The sequence below is a fragment of the Halorubrum gandharaense genome (assembly GCF_054654575.1).
Map to the genome: position 1 here is coordinate 582,807 of NZ_BAAIET010000001.1, position 23,436 is coordinate 606,242.

Sequence of the window (23,436 nt, forward strand, 5' to 3'; positions counted from 1 at the left end):
CCATCATTATTATTAATTCTTCATGTCAAAGCAGAGCCATCCCCTATGACAGAGTATTTATAAAATGAACGAAAATTATCTATCCATGTCAATCGTTGTTGCTATCGACGAGGGGGACCACGCTGCCCGGAACGTCGAGGAGGGGGCCGATCTCGCACGCGCCTACGACGAGCCGTTACACGTGATATTCGTCTACGAACAGTCCGAACACCGTCGTCTTGCAAACCAGTACATCGAGATGACCGAGGACGTTACCACGGAGCAGGCTCAGGAGCTCGCCGAGCGGGTGATCTCGGAAGCCACTGATGGCATCACGGACGAGTACGTTGCGGTGGGTCGAGTCGGGGAACCCGCAGCCGAGATCCTCGAGTACGCGGAGGAGGTCGATGCCCGATACCTCGTCGTGGGTGGTCGTTCTCGGTCGCCCGTCGGAAAGGCACTGTTCGGCAGCGTCACCCAGTCACTGCTCCTCGAAGCCAATCGACCGGTCCTCGCCGTGATGACCGAGGAGTGAGCGACTCGCCACGTGCGCTCGTCGTCGCTGACGACCTCACCGGGACGCTCGATTCAGCACATGGATTTGCTACCCGTGGTCGTGGGGTGTCGGTCCGCCTGCTCGCCGGGGGCGTACTCGGTCCGGCGCAAAATCCTCCGGTTGACGACGTGGTCGCGGTCGACGCCGATAGCCGTAACTGCGACAAGCACGAGGCAGCACGGCGCGTCCGCGGCGTGGTGGCGGGCGTCGACGCGGGGGTGACGTACAAGAAGGTTGACTCGACGCTACGGGGCAACGTGGTCGCGGAGGTCGACGCCGCGCTCGGAGCCAGCGAGGCGGATATCGCCGTCGTCGCGCCGGCGTTCCCCTCGACGGGCCGAACGACCCACGAGGGCACCCACTACGTCGATGGGGTCCCACTCGCGGACGCCGGCTACGGGGTCGACCGTTCCGCTCTGACCGCCGTGTTTGGCGGCTCGCACTACTCCGTCGAGGAGCTTCCGCTATCGACCGTCGAAGCGGGAGCCGACGCGGTCGCCGACTCGCTCGCTGCAGTGGTCAGTGCCGCGGAAAGGCCGGTACTGCTGGTCTGTGACGCGACGACAGCGGACCATCTCGCAGCGGTCGCCACCGGAACGGCCGACGCGCCGGTCAACCCGTTATACGTCGGCAGCGGGGGGCTGGCCCAGCACATCGCCGTCCCCGGCGACCCGACCCCCCGGTTCCCACCGCCACGAACCGGCGATGGAGTTATCGGCGTCGTCGGGTCCGTCAACCCGCGGACGTTCGACGCGCTCGACGCGCTAGAGGAAAGGAGCGTCGTCCGTCTCGACCCCGCGGCGGCCGTCCGGGACCCGGACGCCGTGGCGGAAGCCGTGGCCCCAACCCTCGCCGACCGGGTTCACGGGAACGGTCGAGCCGTGGTCACGGCGGCCGTTGAGGCGGACGACGTGGACCGGGCGGCGGCGGCCGCCAAGCGGCTCGGAAGCGGTCGAGAGGGGTCGAATGAGGGCGGCGTCGACCCGGGGGACCGTATCGCCCGTGCGCTGGCCGGGACGGCCCGAGCCGCGGTCACCGACGGGCCGACCGGGGACGTCCCCAACCCGGTGGATCCGACCGGACTGTTCCTCACCGGAGGCGACGTGGCCCGCGAGACGATCGACGCGCTCGACTGTACCGCGCTTGGAGTCACCGGCAGTGAAGGGGCTGCCGGCGTCCCGGAAGGATGGATCGAGGACGGTGCCGTTGCGGGCACCCGAGTGATGACAAAAGCCGGGGGGTTCGGTGACCGGGGAGTCATCGTTAATTGTCTCGACTTGTTAGAGACCCCTAATGAGTGATTGCTCCCGTCCCGTCGTCGGCGTGACGATGGGAGACCCGGCAGGGATAGGCAGCGAAGTTATCGTCGCCGCGTATCAGACGCTGCTGGAGGTGGCTCGACCGCTCGTTGTCGGTGACGCAGACGTAGTGCGCGACGCGGTCGACGTATGCGGATCGGAGCTCGACGTGCGGGCGATCGGCCGGGTCGCGGACGCCGCGTTCGAGACGGACGTGATCCCCGTACTTGATCTTGACAACGTCGACGCCCTCGAGTACGGGGTCGTCCGTGAGGCGTACGGCGCGGCGAGTCTCGAGTACGTCGAGCGTGCCATCGAGCTCGCGAGCGGAGGGGTGATCGACGCCATCGTCACAGCGCCGATCAACAAGCAGTCGACCGGGCTCGCGGGAAGCGAGTACGCCGGACACACGGGGATGCTTGCCGACTACACCGGAACGGAGAACTACTCGATGATGCTCGTCGAGGACGAGCTCCGGGTTACTCACGTGAGCACGCACGTCCCGCTGCGGGAGGCGTGTGATCTCGTCACCACGGAGAACGTCCTCGACACGATCGAGGTGACCGACGAGGCGCTCCGGGATATGGGCGTCGAGGACCCCTCGATCGCGGTTGCGGGGCTGAACCCGCACGCGAGCGATGGCGGGCTTTTGGGTGACGAGGAAGACACGGAGATCCAGCCGGCTATCGAGCGCGCTCGCAAGCAGGGGATCGACGCGACTGGTCCCGAATCACCCGACACGGTCTACGTGCAGGCGGCGAGCGGCGCGTACGACTGCGTCGTCTCGATGTATCACGACCAGGGTCACATCCCGATCAAGATGCTCGGATTCTCAAGCGGCGACGCCGTTTCGGGAGTCAACGTCACGATCGGCCTCCCCATCATCCGGACGAGCGTCGACCACGGCACCGCCTTCGACATCGCAGGCGAGGGGATTGCCTCGGAGGCAAGCCTCGTCGACGCCGTCGAACTCGCCGCTGACATCGCCCGGCGGCGTCAGGACGCGAACTGAGGAACCCGGTCACGCCATCGGCCGGTCGCTGCCAGTCTACTCCACTCCGCCACCGTCGCTCGATGGCACGACCATCACTCGAAGGTCGTTAACGTTCGTTCCCGTCGGACCCGTCTCGATGAGGGCGCCTGCATCCTCGAGGACGGGTAACGCATCGTTCCGGTCGAGGGCGTCCCAAGCGTCCGTCTTCGCGACCGTCGCCGCGTCGACGACCGCCCCGGCGACTGCGGTCGCGCCGTCGATACCATCGGTGTCGACGCTCCCGACCACGACGCCCTCCGTCGAGAGCGCTGCGGCCGCGCTCAGCGCGAACTCCTGGTTTGGTCCGCCCTCGCCGGGGTTCTCGGCGAGCGTCACGGTCGTCTCCCCGCCCGACAGCAGGACGGCGGGCGGCTCGGCCGGGGAGCTGCTCTCGACGCACTCCTCGGCGATGGCGACGTGGGTCCGGGCGGACTCCCGCGCCTCGCCAGTCACGCCGGACGCGAGCAGGACGGGATCGTACCCCGCCTCCCGCGCGGTCTCGGCGGCCGCGTCGAGCGCGTTCCTCCCGAATCCGATCAGGTGAGTGTACGCGCGGTCGAACGCCGGATCCTCCGGCCCGGGCGTCTCGGGGGTCTCGCCACTTACACCCGCACGGAGGTGATCGCGAACGGCGCCGGGGACGTCGAGGTCGTAGCGGTCGAGAACGGCGGTCGCGTCGGCATACGTGGAGGCGTCCGGCACCGTTGGACCGCTCCCGATCACGTCGAACCGGTCGCCGACCACGTCGCTCACGAGGAGGGTCACGACCGTCGCGGGCGACGCAACGCGGGCGAGTCGGCCACCCTTCACTGCTGAGCAGTGTTTCCGGACGGCGTTGATCTCGTCGATGGACGCGCCGGAGGCCAGCAGTGCGTCCGTCGTCTCGCGCAGGTCCTGAAGGCTGATCCCTGGCGCCGGTCCCGCCGGCGGAACCGGCGCGGCCAGGAGGGCGCTCGCGCCACCCGTCACGAGGACGACCACGAGGTCGTTCTCGCCCGCGTCGGCGGCAACGTCGAGGAGCCGCCGCGTGTGGTCGACGCCGCGCTCGCTCGGCACGGGATGGTCGCCCGGCAGCACCTCGACCGACGGCACCTCCCGCGGGCTGTCGGTGACGACCACCCCGTCGTCGAGCTGGGCGCCCAGTCGCTCGGCGACCGCCGCGGCGAGAGTCCCCGCGGCGTTCCCGCCGCCGAGTAGCACCACGCGGTCGTAGTCGTCGAGGTTGTAGGCGGCGGACTCGCCGTCGACTGGCCTCACCGTGAGGACGCCGTCGTCGACCACGAGCGTCTCGTCCGCCAGCCGCTCCGGGTGGGCGGCGGCTATCCCGTCGAGCAGACAGTCGAGAGCGAGATCGTGGGCCCGCGTCCGGGCGGGACGGTCGGGGGGTGTGGGCTTGAAGTCGGGCATATACGCAGCACCGTCGTCGCGACGCTTGAACTTGCGGGTGGTCCCGGATCCTCAGCGACCCATACCCTGCAACGCTCTTGTGGCGTAGATTGTTGGTGACTGCTGTGAGGAGTCTGTCGGAGCAAGGGATGCCCCCGTTCAAGCCGTTACACGGCCATTCTGCTGAGACAGGTCACCAATCCCGGAGACAATACAATCGCCAGACAGCGCTCCACCAACAATGGTCTACACAAGAGCGTAGACCTCTCTTCTGCAGGAGATTGTTGATACAACTTCCCGTTGCAGACACCACTCAGTAGTTGGCCGTCAGAACCGCTGTAGCCCACGTTCTTGACCTGTCCCGCTCACAACAGAATCGCAAGAGAGCTCTCCATCAACAATGTGCTACACAAGAGCGTTGGTTCATTGTTGTCGGATTTATCCTGCGGCTTCAGCCGCAGGTATTCTCCTTGCTCTTGGTAATCGGAGGGAGCGGGTGTCGACTCAACGGGTCCAGTTGATCCGGCCGATACACCCGACCCGCTTTTCGCAATACTTACGATCCGTCCGCCGGCAGGGTCGGGTATGCGCGAACTAGCAGACATCTCGACGGTCGGCGTCGTCGGCGCCGGCACGATGGGCAACGGCATCGCACAGGTCGCGGCGACCGCGGGCTACGATGTGGTGATGCGCGACATCGAGACTGAGTACGTCGAAAACGGCCTCGACAGCATCGAGTCGAGCCTCGACCGCCTTACGGCGAAAGACCGGATCGACGAGTCGCCGGACGCCGTGCTCGACCGGATCACGGGCACCACCGCGCTCGACGACCTCGCGGACGCCGACCTCGTCGTCGAGGCCGCCGTCGAGGAGATGGAGATCAAGCGGTCGATCTTCGCGGATCTCGACGAGGTGACCGACGACGACGTGGTGCTCGCGACGAACACCTCCACGCTCTCGGTGACGACCATCGCGAGCGCCACCGGTCGCGCGAGCGAGGTTGTCGGACTCCACTTCATGAACCCTGTTCCCGTGATGCAGGGGGTCGAGGTCGTCGTCGGCGAGCGAACCGACCCCGCCGTCGTCGACTTCGCGCACGCCTTCGCCGAGGACCTCGGCAAGGAGACCTGGGAGTCCGACGACAAGCCCGGCTTCGTCACCAACCGGATCCTGATGCCGTGGATCAACGAGGGCGTCCGCGCGTACGACGAGGGCGTCGCCACCAAGGAGGACATCGACCGCGGGATGAAACTCGGCACGAACGTCCCGATGGGGCCGCTCGAACTCGCCGACCACATCGGGCTCGACATCGTGCTCGACGCCAGCGAGACGCTCCACGAGGAGCTCGGCGACCGCTACAAACCCGCGTACCTCGTCAAGCGGAAGGTCGCCGCCGGCGACCTCGGCAAGAAGACCGGGTCGGGATTTTACGACTACGAGGGCTGAGCGTCGTTCTCCTCCGAGTCGGCCCCGGGTTCCGCGTCGGCGGACTCCGCCTCCACGGGTCCGTCCGGCGGATCGGTGTCGATGACGAACTGCGCACCGCCGGTCTCCGTCCCCTCGTCCGCCCCCACCGTCCAGCCGTGCGCGTTCGCCACCTCCGCCACGATGGAGAGCCCGTACCCGGTCCCCTCCTCCTCGGTCGTGAACCCGGCGTCGAACAGCTTGTCGACGGCGCCCGCCTCGAACCCCTCGCCGTCGTCCTCGACGACCAGCGTCCCGTCCTCCCGGCGCACCCACACCGTCTCGATCGTCTCGTTGTGCTCGATCGCGTTCGCGTAGAGGTTCTCGAACAGCTGGCGAAGTCGGCCGGGGTCCGCTTGCACCGCCCCGACATCGTCGCCGACGACCAGCTCGACGTCGCCGGTGTCGACGCCGGTCCATGCCTGTCGGGCGACCATCGCCACGTCGACGCGCTCGACGTCGCCGATCGACTCGCCCTGTTTCACGAGCGTCAGCAGGTCGTCGACGATCTCCTCGGCCCGGTCGAGCGCGTCGGCGGCGGGCTCCAGATGCGAGGTGTCTCCGGTCTCGGCCGCGAGCTCCACGCGCCCGGACGCCACCGTCAGCGGCGACCGGAGGTCGTGTGACACCGTCGCGACGAACCGGTCGAGCGTCTCGTTGCGCTCGGTGAGCGTGCGCTCCCGTTGGCGGAGTAGCTCCGTTCGCTCGGAGCGCTCGATGGCGGCAGCGGCCGTCGACGCGAGGGTCTGGGAGAACGTCTCGTCGAACGGCGTGAACTCCGCGGGGTCGTTCGAGGAGACGATGAGCACGCCGTGGTCGCCGATCGGGACGATCAGCTCGCTCCGGATCTCGGTCTCCGGGTTTTCGAGGGTGTCCCCGTTCCGCACGTCCGCAAACCGGCGGACCTCACCAGCCTGAAACGCCTCCCACGCCAGCGTTCCGGGGCCCAGCGACGGCACGTCCTCGCCGAGCGCGGCTCGTCCCGTCTCGCTCACCGCCACCGGGCGCAACGTCGCGCTTGACTCGTCGAGCAGGTGGACGCCCGATTGGGGGCGGCCGAGGACGTCGCTCGCCGCCGCCACCGTGCGCTCGGCCACTTCGGTGACGGTCTCGGCTGCCATCAGATCGCGGCTCGCCCGCTGGAGACCGTGGAGCACCTGTTCGCGCCGGCGACGAACGGAGACGTCGCGGGCGACGCCGCAGGCGGCGACGCCGCCATCCGACCGCTCCAGACAGACGCCGATGAACTCGTGGGGGATCACGCCGTCCGCCGGGTCGTCGAACTCCACCACGACGCCGACGGTGTCCCCGGGCGCTATCCCCTCGACGGCCTGGCGAAATCGGCCGGCCTCGGGTGACGCGAGCATCCCGTCGAGTCCGTCCGCGTCGAGCCGCTCGGGGTCGTCGGCGAAGTGCTCGGCTGCGGCGTTCCACTCGACCAAGTCGCCGCGCGCCGATACCGCGAGGAAGGGGTCGGGGATCGCCTCGACGGTCGCGATGCCGGTCGCGGCGACGCTCGGCTCCGGGACGGGGTCCGTCCGTTCCGGGTCGCCTCGTCCGGTGGATTCCTCGGCGAGCACGTCGGCGATTCGGTCGGCGGCCGCCCGTGGGTCGTCGTCGCTCGGGACGTACGCGTCGACGTCCGCACGAAACGCCTGGACGGCAGTTCGGTCCGTCGCGCCGTCGCCGCCGACCACCACGACCGGGAGCGGCGGCGCGCGGTGGCGAACGTCGTCGACCAGCGTGAACGCGTCAGCCTCGTGGTCGGCGACCACGACGACGAGGCAGTCAACTGGACGGTCGACGAGGGTGGTCCGTGCGTCCTCCACCACGGTCGTCACGTGCGTTTCGGCGTCGGGAAGCCGCTCGGCGACCGCGGACGCCAGCGGCGCTCCTGTCGAGCCGTCGTCGGCAACGACGAGCAGCCGCGGTCCGCCATTCATACCCCTATCACGTCGTCGTCTATCCTTAATGCTTCGACCTCGGCGGGCACTGCGGACGACGGTATGAACCACCGGACCACCGGTCGTTCTCCGAGGGTGACGCCGCTACGATTCCTCGTCGTCGTCGCTCGCCGTCCAGCGGCGAGCGCCGGGGAGCACGCCGACGAGCGTCGTCACGTAGCCGAATTTGAACAGGCCGAACTGCGAGAGGACGCCGAGCGCGAACACCGCGAGGAACGCTGGCGCGAGCGGGTCAAAGAGGAGCGGGTCGAACGCGAACTGCTCGCCGGCGGCCTCGAACGCCTCCAGCGTGAGCTCGCGGGAGGCGAAGGCGCCGCCGATGAAGGCGGTCGAGAGCACGAGCGTCGTCCGCGAGATGACGAACCCGCAGAGCGCGCCCGCGGCCATCCCGACGAGCGTCGCGCCGACGAGGATGGCCGTTCCCTCCAGCCCGGCGGCGTCGGCGGCGTACAGCGGGCCGACGGCGAACCGGCCGAGGAACGCGCCGACGACCGCGCCGATGCCCAGCACCGCGAACTTGAGTCCGGCGTACGCGAGGAAGCCGCCGGCCAGCGCGCCGGCGCCGACGGCGCCGCCGGTGAGCAGCATGCCGTCGACGGCGATGAGCCCGACGAGGTTCGGCGCGAGGACGTACCCCGCGCCGGCGCCGATGAGCAGTCCCGAGAGCGTGACCGCGTAAACGGAGACGGCCGCGCCGACGAACGCGAGCAGCAGTCCCGCGACGACGAGCCCGGCGTCGACTGGTGTGACCATACGAGGTGGTGCGCCGGCTTCGCCCTTAAAAGGTCGCGCTTCGGCGGATGGCGGTTTCGGGCGCGGTCGGCGTTCGTTGCGGGGCCCCTCAGTCGTCCGCGATGTCGGGCGGGCCGTCGGCGGGCTCGTCACCCGGCTCGTCGCCCCCGGTGGGCCCGGTCACCGTCTCGGCCACGTCCGCGTCCGGCTTCCCCAGGTCGATCTGGTGGCGGGTGTGGCGGGCGTGGGTGCGGGCGAACCGGCGTGCCGGTCGCTCCGCGAGGAAGCGGTCGGCGGCCGGACACTGCCGGCAGTCGACGGTCCACGGGGTGACGCCGTCGGGATAGTGGCCGGTGTGGCGCTCGTGGTCCATCGCGAACTGTTCGAGCGCGCGGTTGCCCGCCGACAGCTCGTCGAGCTCGTAGGCGAGGTCCCACTCGCGGTCACACCGCGTACAGGAGACGGTCGGGAGGTCGTCGACCGCGTCGGGGTCCTTGAACCTCCCGCCGGAGGGGTCGGCGGGGTCGCGGCTCGGCGGCACGTCGGGAACGTCGGCGTCGTCGGCCGGAAACGCGGGGAGATCGCCGGCCCCCTCGGGGTCGCCGCCGTCCCCGGAATCGTCGGCGTCACGGTCGGAGGGGTCGTAGTCGTCGGTCACTGCCGCATATTCGGGGAGCGGGCGGGGAAAGCGTTGGGGCTCGCCTATCGTGCGCGACGCTCCGCCTGCCGGTCGATGTAGCGGGTGTACCCGCCGACGGCGAGGCCGATGCCGACGACGATGAGGGTGTAGCCGACCAGCCGGATCGTCCCGCGGGTCATGAACCCGAGGATGATCCCGAAGACGAAACAGAAGACGCCGAGCGCGACGACCGTCGCGTCGATCAGCGGGGAGGGCTGAACCGACTTGCAGTGGGGGCAGATCCGCGCATCCGAGGGGATCGGCTCCCGACAGTCGACACAGCGGACGCGGTCGCGTGGCACGACCGACGGTTCGCGCCTCCGGGACTTATAAACGGCGTTCGCGACTCGACGCGTCGTGCCCCGCCGCACTCAGTGCTCGACGAACTCGACGAGCACGCCGCCGGTCGAGCCGGGGTGGAGGAACGCCACGTCGTGGCCCCACGCGCCGGGTCGCGGCTCCTCGTCGACGAGGCCGACGCCGTGCTCGCGGGCGGTGTCGAGGGCGGCCTCGATGTCGTCGGTGCGGAAGGCGACGTGGTGCATCCCCGGGCCTTCCCGGTCGAGGAACCGGGAGATGGTGCCGCCCTCGGTCGGTTCCAGTAGTTCCAGGTAGCTCCCGTCGTCGAGTTCGAGGAAGACGACGTGCATCCCGTCGAATCGCTCCTCGTGGGCGACGGGCGCCGCCAGCAGGTCGTCGAACAGCGACGCGAGGTCGGTAACGTCGCGCGTGGCGACGCCGACGTGGTCGAGCTCCATGTCGGTGCGCACCCGCGCCGGCGACTTAAAAGGGGACGACGCGGGGGACGAAGACGCGCGGGTGACGACGGCGAGGGCGGGCCCACGAAGCCGAGCTACACGAACGGGAGGTCGTCGACCGACCGCGTGTTCACCACGTCGTCGGCCTCCAGCCAGCCGCGTCGGGCCTGCGAGACGGCGAGATCGAGGTAGTCGAGGGCGTTGACCCGATGGGCGTCCGAGGAGAGCGCGAACTCGACGTCCTCGCGGTAGCGTTTCACCTCCCCCCAGTCGAGATCAAGCCGCTTCGGCTGGCCATTGATCTCGATGGCGACATCCTCCGCGGCGGCGACCTCGACGACACGGTCGAGGTCGAGGTTCAGCGGCTCCCGCTCGTGGATCTGACGGTTCAATGGGTGGGCGAGCACGTCGACGGGACACGCCTCCATTGCCTCGACGAGGCAGCCCGTCGGGTCGTCCGGCTGGAGGTGCATCCCGGCGACGAGAACGTCGACGTCGTCACACCAGTCGTCGGGGACATCGAGGCCGTCCGCGGTCACCTCCGCCTCCAGCCCGTGGAGGAGCGTCACGTCGAGCTCGGGGTCGTCGTTGACGGCGTCGATGGCCGCACGCTGGTCGAGCAGTTCCTCGCGGTCCTGCACCCCCGCCACCACGTCGAGCTCGGGGCCGTGGTCGGTGATCGTGAGGTACTCCAGCCCGCGCTCGGCGGCCCGATCGGCCATCTCACGGACGGTGTGCTCGCCGTCGCTGTACGTGGTGTGCGACTGGAAGTCGCCGCGGATGTCGTCGACCGTGACGAGATCGGGGAGTTCGCCGGCGGCCGCAGCGCCGACCTCCCCCGTGTTTTCGCGGAGCTCGGGTGGGGTCCACGCCATGTCGAGCGCGTCGTAGACGCCCGCCTCGGTCTCGCCGGCGAGCTTCTCGCCGACTCGCTGACCGGACTCCCCCTCGGGCACGTCCGAAACGTCGTAGAGGCCGTACTCGTTGAGCTTCCAATCGCGGTCCGTCGCCCGGTCCCGGACGACGATGTTGTGGTCCTTCGAGCCGGTGAAGTAGAGGAGGGCGCTCCCCCACGACGCCTCGTCGACGATCCGGAGGTCGACCTGGAGTTCGCCGCCGATCTTCACCGAGGTCTTGGTCTCGCCGGTGGCGATCACCTCCTCGATATCGTCGAACGACGTGACGGCGTCCATCGCGGCCGAGGCGTCGCTCGCAGTGGCGAGCACGTCCACGTCGCCGATCGTGGGTCGGCGCCGGCGGAACGAGCCGACGATCTGCACCCGGTCGACGTGCTCGACATCGGCGATGCGGTCGCGGATCCCGCGGGCGCGGTCGAAGGCGTGGCCGATGAGGGTGCGCTCCTCGCCCGCCAGCGCCACGTCGATGTGGTCGAGGACGTTCTGCTGGCTCGTCTCACCGAAGCCCTCGATCTCGGCGACGCGCCCCTCGCGGGCGGCCCGCTCCAGCTCCTCCAGCGTCGAGACGCCCAGCGCCTCGTAGAGCCGCTGGGCCTGCTTCGGGCCGATTCCCTCGACCCGCGTCAGCGCCTCGATGTCGTCCGGGTGATCGCGGGCGAGCTCCTGGTGGTACTCGATCTGTCCCGTCTCGACGTACTCGGCGACCTTCTCCGCGATCGACGCGCCGACGCGGTCGATCTCCTGGAGCTCGCCGCGCTCGTGCACCTCTTCGACCGGTTCGGAGAGCGCCTCGATGTTGCTCGCGGCGGCCCGGTACGCCCGCGGCTTGAACTCGACACCCTCGATCTCGAGGTAGTCCGCGATCTCGTGGAGGACCTCCGCGACCTCCTCGTTCTTCATATCTGGCGTTGCGCTCGGCTTCCCGATATGTCTGCTGGCGGGGACGGCCACACGATTTACCCGGCGACCCGTCGAACCTCCCTATCGAACCCGATGACCCGAGAACTCGTCCGGCACACCCGCAAGGGGGCCGACTTCGATTCCGACGACGACGCGGAGGCGACCGTCCGCGCGACGCTGGAGGCGCTGGGCGCGAGCCTCCGTCCCGGTGAAGCGCGCGACCTCGCATCGTTCCTCCGGGCGACGTTCGCGGAGGACGTCACCGACTCCGACCTCAAGCCGCTGGCACAGCCGCTGGAGTACGACGAGTTTCTCGACCACGTTGCCGAGGAGACCGGCGTCGACGCCGAGGAGACGGAACTCCGCGTTCGTGCCGTGATGGCCGCAGTCTCCCGGATCGCCGGCGAACCCGAGCTCGGCGACGTGCTCGCGGAGCTCCCGCCGGAGTACGACCGTGCGTTCCAGACCGGTGGGGCTCTCCTCGCCGAGTCGTTCCCCGAGGCGGTCGCCGACGCAACCGACCTGCCGGAAGACGAAGCCGAGATCGCCGCCCGCGTGACTCTCCGCACGCTCGGCGAGCGTCTCTCCGCCGGCGAGGTCGAGGACGTGGTCCACTTCCTCCCCGAGCCCGCCGGCGAGTGGATGGTCGACGTGTCGGTCGACGAGTCCGGGGCGTTCGGCCGAGAGGAGTTCCTCGCTCGCGTCGCCGAGCGCGCCGATGTCGACGAGGAGCGCGCCGCGGCGTACGCCGACGCCGTCAGCGACGTGGTCGCCGGGATGGTGCCCAACCGCGAGCTCGACCGCATGGCCGACCAGCTCCCCGACGACTTCGCCGGGGTCCTCGACCCGATCGTCGGCCGGTAGCGGGGTCACTGGCCGATGGCGGGTCCGCCGTCCGTCGCGAGTCCGTCGACTCGCGCCCCGCAGCCTACTTTTAAGCACCCACGCGACCAGAGGAGCCCATGGAGCTCTCCAACACGGACACGGTTGCAGGGACGGAAGTCGTCGAGACGCTCGGCGTCGTGCGCGGGAACACGGTCCGCGCCCGGAACGTCGGCCGCGACATCACGCAGGGACTTCGCAATCTCGCGGGCGGCGAGCTGAAGGGGTACACGGAGCTGATGACGGACGCCCGGAATCAGGCGCAGGGGCGGATGGTTGAGGAGGCGGAGGCGCTCGGCGCCGACGGCGTCGTCAACGTCCGCTTTACGACCTCGTCGATCGCCGACAGCGGCGCCGAGATCCTGGCGTACGGGACGGCGGTGAAGCTGCGGTAGGGTCGGCGTCTCTGGGCGCCTCTATGGCGCCCTCCTCACTCCTCGTCCATCCGAAGCGCCCGCTCGTAGAGCTCGTCGGAGATCCAGAACCCCGCTTCACGGAGCGCGTCCAGTTCAGAACGGAGGTCCACAGCGTCTTGGCTCGATGCACGAAGAAGAATGCCGACGACGCCCGTAACGGGGATGTCGTGTCGCGTCGCCGCCGCACGCCCCTCACGTTCGTCCAATAGCACGCGATCCGCGTCGATGTCCACTGCATGTGCGAGTGCCGCCGCTTCTCCACGGTCGAGTTCCCTGTTGAACTCCGTCAGAAGGTCGGTCGAGTTGGCCGAAACGACACTGATACCGCCGGCGTCTCGAAACTCCTCGAGACTGTCGACTCCGTGAGAACCGTCCAGTAACTCGTCCCACACCTCTCTCGGAACGACCACGTGATCGAACTGCGACTCGATCAGTGGTAACCGATCGATCAACGCAAGATTGAGCAGCGGAGAGGTGTTCGAGACGACCGTCATTTCCTAGCGTACTCGGCATCGAGCGCGAGATCAGCCTCGGTGTAGTGTCGATCGACGTTTCGGTCACCGAGCAGTCGGTGGAATTCGCCCTTGGAGAGCCCCGCGAGTTCCCGAGCCTTTCCGAACGACAGATACCCCTCCCGATAGAGCGAGACCGCCAGCTCTTGACGAACGATGGGCTCCCGTTCCTCCGGCGGGGCCGCGATCGCGTCGAGCACGTCGGGCGGAACGTCGATACTGCTCATACGCCCACTTACGCCGGCATCCTACTTAACGAATCACCCACGATGGAGTCCGGGCTCTTCGGCACACCTACCCGCTCGGCTTGTACTCCCCGAACTCCTCACGGAACACGTCACACACCTCCTGGACCGTCGCGTACGCCTTCACGGCGTCGACCACGTACGGCATCACGTTCTCGTCGCCGGCGGCCGCCTCGCGGAGCGCGGCGAGCGCGTCCTCGACGGCCTCGGTGTCACGGTCGGCTTTCACCGCTTCCAGACTGCGCTTCTGGGCCGCCTCCTGTTCGGGATCGACCTCTTCGAGGTCCATTGCCGGCTCCTCGTCCACCTCGAACTCGTTGACGCCGACGATGACGCGCTCGCCCTGCTCGATCTCCCGCTGGCGCTCGAAGGCGACATCCTGGATCTGGCGCTGCACCCACTGGCTCTTGACGGCTTCGAGCATCCCGTCCCGGCGCTTGATCTCGTCGAGGATGTCGAAGGCGTCCTCCTCGACCTCGTCGGTGAGGCTCTCGACGTAGTAGGAGCCCGCAAGCGGGTCGATCGTGTCGGCGGCGCCGGACTCGTGCGCGAGGATCTGCTGGGTGCGGAGCGCGGTCCGGACGGACTTCTCGGTGGGGAGCGCCAGCGCCTCGTCTTTCCCGTTGGTGTGGAGGCTCTGGGTGCCGCCGAGCACGGCGGCGAGCGCCTGATAGGAGACCCGGACGACGTTGTTCTCGATCTGCTGGGCCGTCAGCGTGGAGCCGCCGGTCTGCGTGTGGAACTTCAGCTGTTTCGACTTGGGGTTCTCGGCGCCGAACCGCTCCTCCATGATCTGCGCCCACATCCGGCGGGCGGCGCGGAACTTCGCGGCCTCCTCGAAGATGTTGTTGTGCGCGTTGAAGAAGAAGGAGAGCTGCGGGGCGAAGTCGTCCACGTCGAGCCCCGCGTCGACGGCGGCCTGCACGTACTCGACGCCGTTCGCGAGGGTAAACGCGACCTCCTGGGCCGCCGTCGAGCCCGCCTCGCGGATGTGGTACCCCGAGATGGAGATCGTGTTGAAGTTCGGCGTCTCCTCGGCACAGAACGCGAAGATGTCCGTGATGAGCCGCATCGACTGCTCGGGCGGGTAGATGTAGAGGTTCCGCGCGATGTACTCCTTCATGATGTCGTTCTGGATGGTCCCCCGGAGCTGTTCGCGCGGGACGCCCTGCTCGTCGCCCATCGCGACGTACATCGCAAGGAGCACACTGGCGGGCGCGTTGATCGTCATCGAGGTGGACACCTCGTCCAGCGGGATCCCGTCGAACACCGTCTCGAAGTCGTCGAGGGTGTCGATGGCGACGCCCGAGCGCCCGACCTCCCCTTCGGCCATCGCGGCGTCGGAGTCGTACCCCATCTGCGTGGGAAGGTCGAACGCCATCGAGAGCCCGGAGGAGCCCTGGTCGAGCAGGTAGTTGAACCGCTCGTTGGTCTCCTCGGCGGTGCCCATCCCGGCGTACTGCCGCATCGTCCACGTCCGCCCGCGGTGCATCGTCGAGTAGACGCCGCGGGTGTACGGCTCCTCGCCGGGGAAGCCGGCGTCCTCCCGGTAGTCGTGGTCGTCGATGTCCGCCGGGGTGTACAGCGGGTCGACCTCCGTCCCGCCGGTGTCGGTGGTGAACTCCTCTTTGCGCTCCCCGAACCGCTCGACGGTGGGGCCGTAGGTCTCCGCCTCCCACGACTCCTTCGCCTCGCGGATCTCCGCCAATTCGTCGGGGTCGAACATTATCGAAACGGTCGGCCGACCGTGACTTAACTGTTTGAGGTCCGGAGTCGCTTCTCCCACCGCGGTCCCGCCCGATGCGCCAACAGCGCGCCGGCGAGCCCGACGAGCGCACAGCCCGCGAGCGCCACGGCGACGGTTGTCGCGTTCGCGAGCCCCACGGCCGGCAGGAACGACCCGATGACGGCGGGGCCGAGCACGACGCCGACCCCCACTCCGAACAGGCCGAATCGGACGGGGTCGAACAGGAACTCGTTGGGGTCGAACCCGGCGAGGTAGACGGTGAGTCCGAAGTAGTAGCCGGACGCCGACAGCAGCAGTGCGAACCCGACGAGTGCGTCGACGGGATGCGGCGGAAACGCGACGAGCGCGACCAGGTACGCCGCGGTCGCGACCGGGAGGCCGACGACCGCGAACCCGCGACGCTTCGCGGTGAACACCGCAGCAATCCGCACCGGGAGGATCCGGTAGTCGTCGAGGGAGTCCGTGGTGGTGAGCCAGTTGTAGGTGGTGAACGCCGACAACGCGAGCACGCCGCCGAAGAACGTGCCGGGCGCCGGCGCGACGCCCGCGATCGTCTCGACCAGCAGTGCGAGCCCCGCGGCGACGGCGAGCAGGAGCCCGGCGGAGACGACCGGTTTGGCGACCCCGCCCGAGGAGCGTGCCAGCCCGAGCAGGCTCTTCGCGAGGAGCCCGTCGTCGTCACCGGGGAGCCACCCCGAGAGCCGGTCGATCCGCGCGGTCGCCGTCCGCGAGGGCGAGGCGTACGCCGGGTCGTAGCCGGCGACCGCGGCACCGCCGAGGAGGCCGGCGGCCGGGAGGAGCACCAGTCCGGCCCCGCCCGTCGGCGCGACCAGCATTGCGGCGGCCGCGCCGGTCGTCCACATGGCGAGTGCGACGACGCCACCCCCCGCGAGGAGTGCGGCGCGGGAGACGCCTCGCGTGCTCGCGGCGACGAGCGACACCGTGACTGCCATCCCGAACGCGAACAGCGCCGCGGTCTCGGCCCACAGGAGGCCGACGGCGAGCGCGGTGGCGGTCGGCGTGGCAGTCGACGCAGCCGCCAGCGGTGCGAACCCGACCGCCATCGGCGCGAGGAAGACGACGGCGTAGAAGGCGGCGTCCTTCACGAGAAAGAGTCCGAGCATCCGCCGGCGCGAGAGCGGGAGAATGTCCGCCGTCGCGAGCACGAGGGACACGTCGCCGAGCAGGTCTCTGACGGCGTCGGTGCCGACGAACCCCGCGGTGCCGGCGTACAGGCCGAACAGCAGTGCAAGCGCTCGGAGTCCCGTCTCGACCGTCGCGGGTTCGACGCCGACGGTCGCGAGTCCGAGTCCCGCGCCGGCGGTGAGCAGGAGGACGATTAGCGGGAAGGTGAGGAAGCGCCCGCCGCCGAACAGCTCCGCGTGGAGCCGCCACTCCTCGCGCCACATCGTCGCGAGGAGGTCGCGGTTGGTGGCCGACATCAGGTGTCCTCCCGGTGAGGCGTCCCGTCACCGGTGGACCGTTCCCGGCGAGGCGTCCCGTCGCCGGTGGTCCGTTCCCGGCGAGGCGTGTCCCGCGCCCCCGCCGCATCAACCGCCGCGAGGAAGGCGTCGAGCAGCGGCTCGTCGAGGTCCGCCACGTCGATCTCCGAGACGACGCGACCGTCGGCGACGATGCCGACCCGGGTGCACAGCTCCTCGGCCACGTCGATGTCGTGCGTGGAGACGAAGATCGTGTTGTTGCCGGCGTAGTCGGTGAGATACCGCTTCAGCCGCTCCTGAACGATCGGGTCGAGATTTGCGAGCGGCTCGTCGATGAACACGAGGTCGGGCTCGTGGAGGAACGCGGCGGCGACCATCGCCTTCTGAGCCTGTCCTCGCGAGAGGTCGGTCGCGAGCGTGTCGAGCTTGCCGGCGAACCCGAGCCGGTCGGCCCACGCGTCGGTGCGCTCGGCGACGACTGACTCGTCCATCCCCCGCACGCGCCCGACGAACTGGAGGTACTCGCGGGGCGTGAGAAAGCTCGGCGGCGATCCCTGCTCCGGAAGGATGCCGACCCGACGGCGCACCTCCACGGGGTCGGTCGCCGGGTTGACGCCGAGCACCTCCGCGGAGCCCGAATCGGGAACGAGCTGGCCGGTGAGCACCCGGAGCGTCGTGGTCTTGCCGGCCCCGTTCGGGCCGAGAAAGCCGTACAGCTCGCCGTGGGGAACCTCGACGTTCAGGCCGTCGAGGGCGGCCACGTCGCCGTAGCGCTTGCGGAGGTCGTCGGCACGAATCGCGGGCATTGGCCGTCGTTCGGCGGCGGCGCTTAAAAGGGTGGGCGGCCGGAGGATTTCAAATTCCGTTCCCGGCGCCCACCTTCAAGTGCTCCGACGGTGAGCCGGCAGACATGGACGTCCTTCCCGACCACACGCAACGCTTCCTCGCGGCGACGGCGCCCGAGCACACCCCGGTGCAGACGGAGATGGCCGAGCTCGCCGCGGAGTCCGGCTTCCCGAACATCGGCCCGGAGGCCGGCGGCGTCCTCCGACTGCTGGCGCGGCTGACGGACGCCGAGCGCGTGTTCGAGTTCGGCTCCGGCTTCGGCTACTCCGCAACGTGGTTCCTCCGTGGCGGCGCGGACCACGTCGTCTGCACGGAATTCGACGCCGACGAGGCCGAGCAGGGCGAGGCGTTCGCGGCGGAGTACGGCTACGCCGACGCGGTCACCTTCGAGGTCGGCGACGCGATGGAGACCGTCGAGCGCTACGACGGCCCCTTCGACGTGGTGCTGATCGACCACCAGAAACACCGCTACGCAGACGCCTACGAGGCGATCAAGCCGAAGCTGGCCGACGGGGCGGTGGTGGTCGCTGACAACATCACCGCCGGCCCCATCGACTTCGGCGACCTGCTGGCGTACTTCGAGTCCGGCGTCGAGCTCCCGCCGGACGACACGGAGACGCGGGGGATCGCCAAGTACGTGGATGTCGTGCGGGAGGACGACGACCTCGACACGTCGATCCTGCCCGTTGGGTCGGGGATCGCGGTGTCGGTGAAACGCGAATAGGGCGGGTTGGTCGTTGAGCACTTATAAGGGGTTGCTGGTGTGTGGGCGACGGCAAGAGCGGCAAACACGACCGTCAAAGTCCCAGTCGACGCTTTGTAAGGTGTCTGTGCGGTGAGCACGCTGGCGAACACCCCCAAAGCCCCAGCAGGTGCCTTATAAGCGGGCGCCGAGGTGAGTGCGATGACAAACATCTCCAAAGCCCCAGCAGGCTCCGGTCGAGGGCCTCGCTGCGCGCTTCACTCGCTCCGCTCGTTCAGTGCTTGCGTCGGCCGTCTTCCCGGAGCCTGCTGCCCCTTTGAGTCCCGCCCCGCACGGCACCGCCCCACACAGCACCTCACGCCTCCCCAGCCTCGGTCGACGGCGGCCGCAGGACCGCAACGCCGCGGCCGCCGCCGACCTCCCTCGCGTTCCGGCTCGCGCCCTTAAGAGGGCGCTCGCCGGGCGCGCCACGTGGTGATTCCGGATACTGGCATATGGTCTTAAAAATCGAACGCGCCTTCAGCGCCGGCTGCCGGGCTGCGGGTCGACGTGCGGCTCCGGCATGAGGTCGTCGAACGCCTGCGCGTCCAGCCACTCAAGCAGCTGGACGAGCTGGTCAGCAGCGGCCTCGAACAGCTTTTCGGCCTTTTCAGGGGTCACGTCGGTCGGGTCGCCAAAGCCGCCGTTCCCGGAGTTCTCGGCGGCGTCGTAGTAGGTTCGCGCGCCGTGGACGATCGTCTCGGCGTCGCGGAGGTCGACGAGTCCGCCGTCACGCGCGTCCCCGAGCCGGTCGTTCTTCACGAGCTCCGGCGCGATGTGCGTGATCATCGCCGTCTCCTTCGGGCCGGCGTGGGGACCGTTGCGCTCGAAGAGGTCGTCGACGAGTTCGGGGATCGACTCGTCCCACATCCACTCGATGGCGTACATCGTCTCGTCCTCGTGGAGCCGGCGGCCCACCTCACGGAGGTGCTGGACGTTGCCGCCGTGGGCGTTGACGAAAACGACGCGGTCGATGCCATGATACGCGAGGTTGCGCGTGAAGCTCTCGACGTAGTCGCGGAACGCCGGCGGGTCCACCCACATCGTCCCGTGGAACTGGCGGTGATGCGGGCTGACGCCGACGTTTATCGTCGGCGTGCGGAGGAATCCGGTGCGGTCGGCGGCCGCGTCCGCGAGCGCTTCCGCGATCAGGTGGTCGGTGGCAAGCGGAAGGTGCGGTCCGTGCTGTTCGGTCGAGCCCAGGGGGACGATCGCGACTGACTCCTCGGCGACGTAGTCGGCGAGCTCCGGCCACGTCCGGTCGGCAACGTACATACGCTGACGTTCGCGGGACGCACAATGAAGCCGGCGGGTCGGCTTCGCGGGCTTCCGGCGGCGCCCGACGAGCCGAGCGCCCTTCGCCACCCTTTTTGTATCGCGCATGCGAACTCGCGACCATGTTTGGAGGCGGCGGGATGAACCCGCGCAAGATGAAGCAGATGATGAAGCAGATGGGCATCGACGTCGAGGAGCTCGACGCCGACCGAGTCGTCATCGAGACGGGTGACGGCGACCTCGTCTTCGAGGCCCCGCAAGTCACGCAGATGGACGCACAGGGCCAGCAGACCTACCAGATCGTCGGTGAGCCCGAGAAGGTCGCGGATGCGGGCGCCGGCGGTGCGGCGGCGGCCGTCGAGGGTGGCGAGGGCGGCGACGCTGGCGACACCGGCATCCCCGACGACGACGTGGCGATCGTGGCCGAGCGCGCCGGCGTGCCGGAGTCGGCCGCCCGCGAAGCGCTCGAAGCGACCGACGGCGACCTCGCGGCCGCCATCGAGCGGCTGGAGTAGCGAGTGACCGACGCCGCGTATCTGCTGATTCACCCTGAAGAGGGCCGCGAGTTCCTGCTGGAGCCGGGCGAGGAGTTCGGCACGGACCTCGGCGTGTTGGAGGTTCCCGAGGACGTGGCGGCCGGCGACACGGTCGAGACCCACCTCGACGAGACGTTCGAGGTCCGCGAGCTTCGCGGCCCCAACCTGTTTGACCATCTGGAGCGCACGGGGGCGCCGATGATGCCCCGCGACGTGGGGCTCGTGATGGGCCACACCGGTGCCTCCGGCGGCGACCGCGTGCTCGACGCCGGCACGGGAACGGGGATCCTCTCGGCGTACCTCGGGCGAGCCGGCGCCGACGTGACCAGCTACGAGATCGACGAGGAGTTCGCCGAAGTTGCCCGCTCGAACATGGAGACCGCGGGGGTCGCCGATCACGTCGACGTGCGCGCCGGCGACCTCGTCGAGGAGCTCGACGACCTCATCGCCGGCAAGTCCTTTGACGTGCTCACGCTCGATACGGGTGACGCGCCCGAAGTCGTCGCCCGGGCCGACGAGCTGCTCATCCCCGGCGGTTATCTGGCCGTCTACTCCCCGTTCATCGAAGGGACTCGCGAGGCCGTCGAGGCCGCCCGCGAGGCCGGATTGGAGGGTATCGAGACGCTGGAGACGATCTCCCGAGAGATGGACTTCTCCGAGCGCGGCTCGCGTCCCTCCACTGCGGGCGTCGGCCACACCGGCTACCTGGTCTTCGCGCGCGCTCCCTGACGAGCCCGCCACCAATTGGTCCCGATTATCCGCCCGATCGACTCGGGCGGAACGTTCAATGCGCACCCGTGACACCCACAGGTATGACCGCCGAGGTCGGTCTCGCCGACGCGCTTCAGGGTCGCGAGCGGCTCGTCGCATCCGGCGTGACCGTCGAGCGGCTCTCCGCGCTCCTCGATGCCCGCGCGGCGACCGACGGCGGATGTTGGCGGCTGCTCTGTCCCCCGTCGACCGTCGAGGCGCTCTCCACGCGATTCGTGCTCGGGACGGCTGTCGCGGAGGCCGTCGCAAACGACTCCCTCGCCGTGCGAACCACGGAGGAGCCTGCCGGCGAGCGCTCCGTATTCGCCGGGACGGAGTGGACTGGGACGCTTGCAGGACCGCCCGACGACCGAACGCTGCTCCACCAGGAGACGCCCGAGCGAGCCGCCGGCATCCACACGGCGGCGGCGACGTGGTTCGACCAGGGGACGCCCGCGGACGTGAAGATGCCGTCGCGCACGGCACTGCTGTCGGCAGCCGAAACGGCGCTCTCCGAACGGTTCGCGGACGACCTCGCCGTGATACTCGAGAAGGCGGACGCCGACGACCTCCTGCGTGACGACCAGATCTCGGACCTGACGGTGCTGGTCGCGCTAACGGCGCGACACGACCACCTGTTTCGAGACCTTCGAGCGTGGGCGGACGAGGTCGGTGTCGTGGCGCCACAGTCGTTCACGGACGTGCGTCGTGACCTCGCCGACCGCGGGCTCGTCGAGACGATCAGGGTGCCGATGGGGCTCGGTCAACCGAAGTATCGGCTCCGGGCGCTCGACGACGAGTTCGCAGCCGTGGACCCGGAGGGGTTCCCCCAGCACCTTCGCGAGCGCTTCGCTGTGACGGATCCCGAGTCGGGAGCCGAGGCGAACACCGGCTCCACGGCGGCGGACTCTGACGGCCCGGTGTGGGATCGGAACGGTCGCTGAACAGCGGGGAGGGTGGGCACCCCCGCGGAGACGCTGCTACTCGGCGCGCACGCTGCGGATCTGCTGGAGGAGTCGCCGGCGGCCGGCTTCGGGATCGTCGGCTTCGCCGGCGGGCACCGCGCCGCCGGCAAGGAGGTACTCGTCCGTCGCGTGCGTCGTCCACGTTGCGAGGAGCGCGAGCACTGGCACCGGCTGCGCCACAGCGTCGCCGGCGCTTTCGGTGGTTCCAGCATCGGGTCGGAGAACCCCGTGAAACGTCGTGAGCGTCGCCTCGCTCGCCTCGGGGTCGTCGATCCGAAGCGTCTGGCGGTCTCCGCGGGAGAGGTCGTCGATGCCGCGGTCGGCGAGCGTCGAGCGGAATCCCTCGCGGGCGCCGCGCTCGACGAGCCGCGTGAGGGCACCGTTGGGCCGCGTACGTGGGGTGATCGCCAGCCGACTCGCGAAGAAAAAGGGACGCGGCGCCGGCGTATCCGTGGGCTCGTACCGTCGAGTATGAGCAACCACCGATATCGGCCCGACTGAAAAGGGCGTCTCCGTCGTCTCGGCGACGACTGCCCACCCGTCGAGCGCGTCGTCGGGAACGACCGGCGGGTTCATGTTGCCGCGTTGGTGCGAGACGACCTTAAAAGGAGGCGCGCGCCGTCGTCAGTGGTCGTCCTCGCGCCACTTGTGCTCGCAGTCGGTGCAGACGAAAAAGCGCGTCTCGGACTCGTCGGCCGACCGGATCTGCTGCATGTACCAGTACGCTTGGTCGTTGCCACACTCGGGACAGTGGGCCGTGGTCTTCGGCAGCCCCTTGTCCTCGGCATCGCTGATGTCGATGATCTCCGACTCCTCCTGGGACTCCGTGATCCACGCATCCCCCTCGTCGTCCTCGCGGCCCTCCTCGTAGCCACAGGAGTCGCAGACCCAGTGGTCTTCGCCCTCGCCGGACTTCATCATCGAACCGCACTCGTCGCAGAACTTCATGCCGGAACCAACCGCGGACCGCATTTAAACGCCGGGGTTCCGGGCGCAGACGTGGCGGTCGGGGCGGTCGAGGCGGTCGCCGATCGCTGCCGGCTCACGCATCGCCCTCGCCGCCGATCGCTGCCGGCTCACGCATCGCCATCCGACTGTCCCGGCTCCCCAACCGCCTCGACGGGCAACACGTTCTGGAGTGCGGAGACGAGGTCGCCGGCGTCCACGAACGTCTCCTGGTCGATCTCGGCGATCAGGTCGCCGAGATCGGCCTCGCCGTCGGCGAACAGCAGTGTCGTTCCCGCAAGTCGCTCGACGAGCGCCTCGCGCTCGGCAGGGTACGTCTGCTCATCGAGTCGTGCGTCGAGCCGAGAGAGTTTGACCTCGTTGCTCATACCACGAGAGTGGTCGTCAAGCGTCGTAAAGCCACCCCCGGACGGACAGTGTATCACGCGCTTTCAGGGCTGATACCG

26 protein-coding genes are annotated in these 23,436 nt (G+C 69.0%); 10 read left to right on the top strand and 16 right to left on the bottom strand.

Annotation, left to right across the window (positions count from 1 at the left end; genetic code table 11):
- Nucleotides 1–85: 85 nt before the first annotated feature.
- Genes ACYQ07_RS02700 through pdxA form a run of 3 tightly spaced genes read left to right on the top strand, consistent with a single transcriptional unit; the run spans nucleotide 86 to nucleotide 2,845 of the window.
- Nucleotides 86–514 (top strand): universal stress protein, encoded by a 429-nt coding sequence (locus ACYQ07_RS02700; protein ID WP_459877026.1) that lies wholly within the window; start codon nucleotides 86–88, stop codon nucleotides 512–514.
- Nucleotides 511–1,836, top strand: coding sequence for a four-carbon acid sugar kinase family protein (locus ACYQ07_RS02705; RefSeq protein ID WP_459877029.1), 1,326 nt, complete (start codon nucleotides 511–513; stop codon nucleotides 1,834–1,836). The genes ACYQ07_RS02700 and ACYQ07_RS02705 overlap by 4 nt, the downstream gene beginning before the upstream one ends.
- Nucleotides 1,829–2,845, top strand: coding sequence for a 4-hydroxythreonine-4-phosphate dehydrogenase PdxA (gene pdxA, locus ACYQ07_RS02710; RefSeq protein WP_459877031.1), 1,017 nt, complete (start codon nucleotides 1,829–1,831; stop codon nucleotides 2,843–2,845). The genes ACYQ07_RS02705 and pdxA overlap by 8 nt, the downstream gene beginning before the upstream one ends.
- Nucleotides 2,846–2,881: 36 nt before the next feature.
- Here pdxA and ACYQ07_RS02715 read toward each other — a convergent pair whose 3' ends face one another.
- Nucleotides 2,882–4,273 carry a glycerate kinase type-2 family protein gene (locus tag ACYQ07_RS02715; RefSeq protein ID WP_459877034.1) on the bottom strand — a complete coding sequence of 464 codons (1,392 nt, stop codon included), beginning with the start codon at nucleotides 4,271–4,273 and terminating at the stop codon, nucleotides 2,882–2,884.
- 564 nt (nucleotides 4,274–4,837) lie between these two features.
- Here ACYQ07_RS02715 and ACYQ07_RS02720 point away from each other — a divergent pair.
- Nucleotides 4,838–5,698, top strand: coding sequence for a 3-hydroxyacyl-CoA dehydrogenase family protein (locus ACYQ07_RS02720; protein ID WP_459877037.1), 861 nt, complete (start codon nucleotides 4,838–4,840; stop codon nucleotides 5,696–5,698).
- On the opposite strand, the gene ACYQ07_RS02725 is transcribed toward ACYQ07_RS02720, so the two are convergent.
- From ACYQ07_RS02725 to ACYQ07_RS02750, 6 genes are all read right to left on the bottom strand, one after another.
- Nucleotides 5,686–7,659 (bottom strand): ATP-binding protein, encoded by a 1,974-nt coding sequence (locus ACYQ07_RS02725; protein ID WP_459877040.1) that lies wholly within the window; start codon nucleotides 7,657–7,659, stop codon nucleotides 5,686–5,688. The genes ACYQ07_RS02720 and ACYQ07_RS02725 overlap by 13 nt on opposite strands.
- Before the next feature lie 105 nt (nucleotides 7,660–7,764).
- Nucleotides 7,765–8,433 carry a phosphate ABC transporter permease gene (locus ACYQ07_RS02730; RefSeq protein WP_459877043.1) on the bottom strand — a complete coding sequence of 223 codons (669 nt, stop codon included), beginning with the start codon at nucleotides 8,431–8,433 and terminating at the stop codon, nucleotides 7,765–7,767.
- A gap of 88 nt (nucleotides 8,434–8,521) precedes the next feature.
- Nucleotides 8,522–8,953 (bottom strand): DUF8062 family protein, encoded by a 432-nt coding sequence (locus tag ACYQ07_RS02735; protein WP_459880203.1) that lies wholly within the window; start codon nucleotides 8,951–8,953, stop codon nucleotides 8,522–8,524.
- Between the two features lie 161 nt (nucleotides 8,954–9,114).
- Nucleotides 9,115–9,393, bottom strand: coding sequence for a zinc ribbon domain-containing protein (locus ACYQ07_RS02740; protein WP_459877046.1), 279 nt, complete (start codon nucleotides 9,391–9,393; stop codon nucleotides 9,115–9,117).
- Nucleotides 9,394–9,462: 69 nt separating this feature from the next.
- Nucleotides 9,463–9,849 carry a methylmalonyl-CoA epimerase gene (mce, locus tag ACYQ07_RS02745; protein WP_459877049.1) on the bottom strand — a complete coding sequence of 129 codons (387 nt, stop codon included), beginning with the start codon at nucleotides 9,847–9,849 and terminating at the stop codon, nucleotides 9,463–9,465.
- A gap of 95 nt (nucleotides 9,850–9,944) precedes the next feature.
- Entirely contained in the window at nucleotides 9,945–11,666 is a 1,722-nt protein-coding gene (locus ACYQ07_RS02750) for a DNA polymerase/3'-5' exonuclease PolX (protein ID WP_459877052.1), read from the bottom strand.
- A 27-nt stretch (nucleotides 11,667–11,693) separates the two neighbouring features.
- Between ACYQ07_RS02750 and ACYQ07_RS02755 the strand changes: the two genes are divergently transcribed.
- Both ACYQ07_RS02755 and ACYQ07_RS02760 read left to right on the top strand, forming a co-directional pair.
- Complete coding sequence (locus tag ACYQ07_RS02755; RefSeq protein ID WP_459877054.1) at nucleotides 11,694–12,530, top strand: DUF2267 domain-containing protein; 837 nt, start codon at nucleotides 11,694–11,696, stop codon at nucleotides 12,528–12,530.
- Between the two features lie 98 nt (nucleotides 12,531–12,628).
- The gene (locus tag ACYQ07_RS02760; protein ID WP_459877056.1) at nucleotides 12,629–12,943 is read left to right on the top strand and encodes a YbjQ family protein; all 315 of its coding nucleotides are present in this window, start codon (nucleotides 12,629–12,631) and stop codon (nucleotides 12,941–12,943) included.
- Between the two features lie 35 nt (nucleotides 12,944–12,978).
- On the opposite strand, the gene ACYQ07_RS02765 is transcribed toward ACYQ07_RS02760, so the two are convergent.
- The 5 genes from ACYQ07_RS02765 to ACYQ07_RS02785 all read right to left on the bottom strand — a co-directional run bounded on the left by ACYQ07_RS02765 (nucleotide 12,979) and on the right by ACYQ07_RS02785 (nucleotide 17,716).
- Nucleotides 12,979–13,458, bottom strand: a complete 480-nt coding sequence (locus tag ACYQ07_RS02765) for a PIN domain-containing protein (RefSeq protein ID WP_459877059.1) — start codon at nucleotides 13,456–13,458, stop codon at nucleotides 12,979–12,981.
- The gene (locus ACYQ07_RS02770) at nucleotides 13,455–13,703 is read right to left on the bottom strand and encodes a UPF0175 family protein (RefSeq protein ID WP_459877062.1); all 249 of its coding nucleotides are present in this window, start codon (nucleotides 13,701–13,703) and stop codon (nucleotides 13,455–13,457) included. The genes ACYQ07_RS02765 and ACYQ07_RS02770 overlap by 4 nt, the downstream gene beginning before the upstream one ends.
- A gap of 67 nt (nucleotides 13,704–13,770) precedes the next feature.
- The gene (locus ACYQ07_RS02775) at nucleotides 13,771–15,447 is read right to left on the bottom strand and encodes an acyl-CoA mutase large subunit family protein (RefSeq protein WP_459877065.1); all 1,677 of its coding nucleotides are present in this window, start codon (nucleotides 15,445–15,447) and stop codon (nucleotides 13,771–13,773) included.
- Nucleotides 15,448–15,473: 26 nt separating this feature from the next.
- Nucleotides 15,474–16,910: a hypothetical protein gene (locus ACYQ07_RS02780; protein WP_459877068.1), complete on the bottom strand. Its 1,437-nt coding sequence runs from the start codon at nucleotides 16,908–16,910 to the stop codon at nucleotides 15,474–15,476.
- Nucleotides 16,910–17,716, bottom strand: coding sequence for an ABC transporter ATP-binding protein (locus ACYQ07_RS02785; protein WP_459877071.1), 807 nt, complete (start codon nucleotides 17,714–17,716; stop codon nucleotides 16,910–16,912). Before ACYQ07_RS02785 ends, ACYQ07_RS02780 begins: the two co-directional genes overlap by 1 nt.
- Before the next feature lie 104 nt (nucleotides 17,717–17,820).
- On the opposite strand from ACYQ07_RS02785, the gene ACYQ07_RS02790 reads away from it, so the two are divergent.
- Complete coding sequence (locus tag ACYQ07_RS02790) at nucleotides 17,821–18,480, top strand: O-methyltransferase (RefSeq protein WP_459877074.1); 660 nt, start codon at nucleotides 17,821–17,823, stop codon at nucleotides 18,478–18,480.
- Nucleotides 18,481–18,978: 498 nt separating this feature from the next.
- Here ACYQ07_RS02790 and ACYQ07_RS02795 read toward each other — a convergent pair whose 3' ends face one another.
- Nucleotides 18,979–19,773 (bottom strand): creatininase family protein, encoded by a 795-nt coding sequence (locus ACYQ07_RS02795; protein WP_459877077.1) that lies wholly within the window; start codon nucleotides 19,771–19,773, stop codon nucleotides 18,979–18,981.
- Between the two features lie 122 nt (nucleotides 19,774–19,895).
- On the opposite strand from ACYQ07_RS02795, the gene ACYQ07_RS02800 reads away from it, so the two are divergent.
- From ACYQ07_RS02800 to ACYQ07_RS02810, 3 genes are all read left to right on the top strand, one after another.
- A complete protein-coding gene (locus ACYQ07_RS02800; RefSeq protein ID WP_459877080.1) occupies nucleotides 19,896–20,288 on the top strand; it encodes a nascent polypeptide-associated complex protein in 393 nt (130 codons plus the stop codon).
- 3 nt (nucleotides 20,289–20,291) lie between these two features.
- The gene (locus tag ACYQ07_RS02805) at nucleotides 20,292–21,038 is read left to right on the top strand and encodes a methyltransferase domain-containing protein (RefSeq protein WP_459877083.1); all 747 of its coding nucleotides are present in this window, start codon (nucleotides 20,292–20,294) and stop codon (nucleotides 21,036–21,038) included.
- An 83-nt stretch (nucleotides 21,039–21,121) separates the two neighbouring features.
- Nucleotides 21,122–22,003 (top strand): transcriptional regulator TbsP domain-containing protein, encoded by an 882-nt coding sequence (locus ACYQ07_RS02810; RefSeq protein ID WP_459877085.1) that lies wholly within the window; start codon nucleotides 21,122–21,124, stop codon nucleotides 22,001–22,003.
- 36 nt (nucleotides 22,004–22,039) lie between these two features.
- Here the strand turns inward: ACYQ07_RS02810 and ACYQ07_RS02815 are convergent, their stop codons facing one another.
- From ACYQ07_RS02815 to ACYQ07_RS02825, 3 genes are all read right to left on the bottom strand, one after another.
- Nucleotides 22,040–22,600, bottom strand: a complete 561-nt coding sequence (locus ACYQ07_RS02815; protein ID WP_459877088.1) for a DUF6517 family protein — start codon at nucleotides 22,598–22,600, stop codon at nucleotides 22,040–22,042.
- A gap of 48 nt (nucleotides 22,601–22,648) precedes the next feature.
- On the bottom strand, nucleotides 22,649–22,972 hold the full coding sequence (locus ACYQ07_RS02820) for a transcription factor S (protein WP_459877091.1): 324 nt from the start codon (nucleotides 22,970–22,972) through the stop codon (nucleotides 22,649–22,651).
- 128 nt (nucleotides 22,973–23,100) lie between these two features.
- Nucleotides 23,101–23,358: a DUF5789 family protein gene (locus ACYQ07_RS02825; protein ID WP_459877094.1), complete on the bottom strand. Its 258-nt coding sequence runs from the start codon at nucleotides 23,356–23,358 to the stop codon at nucleotides 23,101–23,103.
- Between the last annotated feature and the right edge of the window lie 78 nt (nucleotides 23,359–23,436).

What these genes read in the sequence shown, in the direction of transcription:
- ACYQ07_RS02700 (WP_459877026.1), top strand. Translation starts at nt 86, where the DNA reads ATGTCAATCGTTGTTGCTATCGACGAGGGGGACCACGCTGCCCGGAAC.
- pdxA (WP_459877031.1), top strand. Translation starts at nt 1,829, where the DNA reads ATGAGTGATTGCTCCCGTCCCGTCGTCGGCGTGACGATGGGAGACCCG.
- ACYQ07_RS02715 (WP_459877034.1), bottom strand. Translation starts at nt 4,273, where the DNA reads ATGCCCGACTTCAAGCCCACACCCCCCGACCGTCCCGCCCGGACGCGG.
- ACYQ07_RS02720 (WP_459877037.1), top strand. Translation starts at nt 4,838, where the DNA reads ATGCGCGAACTAGCAGACATCTCGACGGTCGGCGTCGTCGGCGCCGGC.
- ACYQ07_RS02725 (WP_459877040.1), bottom strand. Translation starts at nt 7,659, where the DNA reads ATGAATGGCGGACCGCGGCTGCTCGTCGTTGCCGACGACGGCTCGACA.
- ACYQ07_RS02730 (WP_459877043.1), bottom strand. Translation starts at nt 8,433, where the DNA reads ATGGTCACACCAGTCGACGCCGGGCTCGTCGTCGCGGGACTGCTGCTC.
- mce (WP_459877049.1), bottom strand. Translation starts at nt 9,849, where the DNA reads ATGGAGCTCGACCACGTCGGCGTCGCCACGCGCGACGTTACCGACCTC.
- ACYQ07_RS02750 (WP_459877052.1), bottom strand. Translation starts at nt 11,666, where the DNA reads ATGAAGAACGAGGAGGTCGCGGAGGTCCTCCACGAGATCGCGGACTAC.
- ACYQ07_RS02755 (WP_459877054.1), top strand. Translation starts at nt 11,694, where the DNA reads ATGTCTGCTGGCGGGGACGGCCACACGATTTACCCGGCGACCCGTCGA.
- ACYQ07_RS02760 (WP_459877056.1), top strand. Translation starts at nt 12,629, where the DNA reads ATGGAGCTCTCCAACACGGACACGGTTGCAGGGACGGAAGTCGTCGAG.
- ACYQ07_RS02765 (WP_459877059.1), bottom strand. Translation starts at nt 13,458, where the DNA reads ATGACGGTCGTCTCGAACACCTCTCCGCTGCTCAATCTTGCGTTGATC.
- ACYQ07_RS02770 (WP_459877062.1), bottom strand. Translation starts at nt 13,703, where the DNA reads ATGAGCAGTATCGACGTTCCGCCCGACGTGCTCGACGCGATCGCGGCC.
- ACYQ07_RS02775 (WP_459877065.1), bottom strand. Translation starts at nt 15,447, where the DNA reads ATGTTCGACCCCGACGAATTGGCGGAGATCCGCGAGGCGAAGGAGTCG.
- ACYQ07_RS02780 (WP_459877068.1), bottom strand. Translation starts at nt 16,910, where the DNA reads ATGTCGGCCACCAACCGCGACCTCCTCGCGACGATGTGGCGCGAGGAG.
- ACYQ07_RS02785 (WP_459877071.1), bottom strand. Translation starts at nt 17,716, where the DNA reads ATGCCCGCGATTCGTGCCGACGACCTCCGCAAGCGCTACGGCGACGTG.
- ACYQ07_RS02790 (WP_459877074.1), top strand. Translation starts at nt 17,821, where the DNA reads ATGGACGTCCTTCCCGACCACACGCAACGCTTCCTCGCGGCGACGGCG.
- ACYQ07_RS02795 (WP_459877077.1), bottom strand. Translation starts at nt 19,773, where the DNA reads ATGTACGTTGCCGACCGGACGTGGCCGGAGCTCGCCGACTACGTCGCC.
- ACYQ07_RS02800 (WP_459877080.1), top strand. Translation starts at nt 19,896, where the DNA reads ATGTTTGGAGGCGGCGGGATGAACCCGCGCAAGATGAAGCAGATGATG.
- ACYQ07_RS02810 (WP_459877085.1), top strand. Translation starts at nt 21,122, where the DNA reads ATGACCGCCGAGGTCGGTCTCGCCGACGCGCTTCAGGGTCGCGAGCGG.
- ACYQ07_RS02815 (WP_459877088.1), bottom strand. Translation starts at nt 22,600, where the DNA reads ATGAACCCGCCGGTCGTTCCCGACGACGCGCTCGACGGGTGGGCAGTC.
- ACYQ07_RS02820 (WP_459877091.1), bottom strand. Translation starts at nt 22,972, where the DNA reads ATGAAGTTCTGCGACGAGTGCGGTTCGATGATGAAGTCCGGCGAGGGC.
- ACYQ07_RS02825 (WP_459877094.1), bottom strand. Translation starts at nt 23,358, where the DNA reads ATGAGCAACGAGGTCAAACTCTCTCGGCTCGACGCACGACTCGATGAG.